This is a genomic window from Microcoleus sp. OTE_8_concoct_300, from assembly GCF_031383065.1.
Taxonomy (GTDB): Bacteria; Cyanobacteriota; Cyanobacteriia; order Cyanobacteriales; family Microcoleaceae; genus Microcoleus.
Window position 1 is genome coordinate 1 of sequence record NZ_JANMZH010000629.1, and the last position, 2,064, is coordinate 2,064.

The 2,064-nt window shown below is 44.3% G+C and carries 3 protein-coding genes; 1 reads left to right on the plus strand and 2 read right to left on the minus strand.

The annotated features are described in order from the left end of the window. Positions 1–33: 33 nt before the first annotated feature. Positions 34–672, plus strand: coding sequence for a type I restriction endonuclease (locus ACUVJL_RS28660; RefSeq protein ID WP_445248948.1), 639 nt, complete (start codon positions 34–36; stop codon positions 670–672). 45 nt (positions 673–717) lie between these two features. Here ACUVJL_RS28660 and ACUVJL_RS28665 read toward each other — a convergent pair whose 3' ends face one another. Next, a complete protein-coding gene (locus ACUVJL_RS28665; protein ID WP_445248949.1) occupies positions 718–1,059 on the minus strand; it encodes a DUF433 domain-containing protein in 342 nt (113 codons plus the stop codon). A 124-nt stretch (positions 1,060–1,183) separates the two neighbouring features. Continuing rightward, on the minus strand, positions 1,184–2,064 hold an 881-nt coding region (locus tag ACUVJL_RS28670), incomplete at its 5' end, for an NB-ARC domain-containing protein (RefSeq protein WP_445248950.1).

Here is a 2,064-nt window from a genome sequence, read left to right on the forward strand (position 1 = left end):
GGAAATTGAACCGTTTGAATCAAAGGTGAAGGAATGGCAAAGGTTATTGCAGTTACAGAAGCTATTAAAAGCCTTGCTGAGGCTGAATCAAGGTTGAATTTGAGCCGAACTGAGGATGAGGCTTTTTTTACAGAGTGGCAAGGCCAATTGCCCAGTCCCAGCGATTCTGAACAGACTGCTTTGGATACGCTACGACGTAGATTGCTATATCATAGAGCCGATGGAGAGTTGTTAGAAGGGGCAGTGACATTGCTGGTGGCATCACCTTTGTTAGAACTGGCGGGATTCTACGATCCACCTTTCAGGATGAAGGCTGAAGCTGCGATCGAAATTGTGATCGATGATGGGGAAGAAACCCTGCGCGGACGAATTGATATCTTGATTTTGCAGAATCAGCTTTGGGTAATGGTTTTGGAGTGTAAGAAGACTACGATTTCGACGCGATCGGCATTACCCCAAGCATTAGCATACATGATGGCAAATCCTGATTTGGATAAACCGAGATTTGGTATGTTGACGAATGGCGATGATGTGTTGTTTGTGAAACTCATGGCTCAACCTACACCGGAATACGGCTTATCGCGGGCATTTTCGATTTATACTGTGCGAAGTGAATTGCGATCGGCTTTTCAGGTCTTGAAGCATTTAGGGCAAGGCATGACTACTGTCTAAGTTACGGTGAAGGTATTGCTCATCGGCATAGAGACGTGCCATCGGCTACAAATCCTCGTCCATCACTTCATCGTTTTCCCGAATTTCTGTTTCAATTTCATCGGAGAAAGCTTCAGCATAGGCCCAAGCGTTAGCAATATCAGTAGCAGAGAGTAATCGATAGCTTGTGAGTAAGTCGGCTTCGCTATAGCCAATGCGACGAGCTTCTACAAGTCCCCAAACGGTGATGCGAGTTCCAGCAATGCAGGCACTCCCGCCACAGACATCAGGCGTTTTTTCAATACCGCGCCAAGGAGTGATTTTGCCTTGAGTGAGGAGTTGAACGACTTGAGCTTTTTCGTCGTCAGAGAGTGCCAGCAGTTGAGGGTCTAATTCTTTCAGCGTCATGACAAACAATGGAATTGCGACTACCGATCATTCTATCGAACCGATCGCCCCATTTACCCGATCGCCCATTGCCACTTCTTGTAATTTGGGTGAAGCGCGACAATGTAAGCAATGGTTGTATAAATTACACTGTATGGGCGATCGCATATTGCCTCAGTACAGGTGAAATCGTGTAAAAATTTGCTTGTTGTTCTATCAAGCAGCGCCGCGATAGAGATTGCAAGGCATTTAGCAAATCTGAAGCCGGAATTATCTCATTTTCTAGCAATTTTGCCCGGTTGATTGGCTGGCTTTCTTTCGCTAACAATGAGATTACTTGTTTTTCTAGTTCGGATAGGCGATCGAACTGCTGCTGTAAAATATCTTTCAAATCTTCTGGCAACAATATGGTATCATTTGGTAATAACTCGGTCACACCTCCACCCAAGTCTTGAATCAGATTCGCCACGCTTTTTAACCATAGGGGGTTGCCTTGGTAGCGATGAATGAGTGTTTCACTGTTGTCGCTTGCTTCTAACCCATAATCTCTGAGTATTTCCCGTCCGGCGGCGATGTCTAAACCTTTGATTTGTAAGGTACGAATAGAAGTATTTTGGCTTTTAACTTGAGTCACTTCTCTCGGTTGTTCCCAACCGATTAACATCAAGCAGCTTTGATGGGATAATTTTTCTATTTGTTTGAATAAAGAGCGATAGTCTTCGGATTCGGGTTTATATTTTCCTGCTAATTCGCCGCTGCTGAACAGGTTGTGAACGTCATCTAAGACGATTAAACAGCGATGGTTTTGTAAATACTTAATCAGCGGTAAGCGTTTCTGGTTTGTTGGGGGTAAATCTGGTTTTTCTGAATTGGAAAAAAGCTGTATTAGGTTAGATTGAAATTTTTCTATGGTGGGGAATTCGTCTAGTGTGTACCAAACTGCGTACTCAAACTCGTCTTTAATTTGTTGTACGAGTTGCACTGCTAGGGTGGTTTTGCCGATACCGCTGATGCCGGTGAGGGTGA

Bases quoted from the DNA above. Each gene is read 5' to 3' on its own strand.
- ACUVJL_RS28660 (WP_445248948.1), top strand. From the start codon at position 34: ATGGCAAAGGTTATTGCAGTTACAGAAGCTATTAAAAGCCTTGCTGAG.
- ACUVJL_RS28665 (WP_445248949.1), bottom strand. From the start codon at position 1,059: ATGACGCTGAAAGAATTAGACCCTCAACTGCTGGCACTCTCTGACGAC.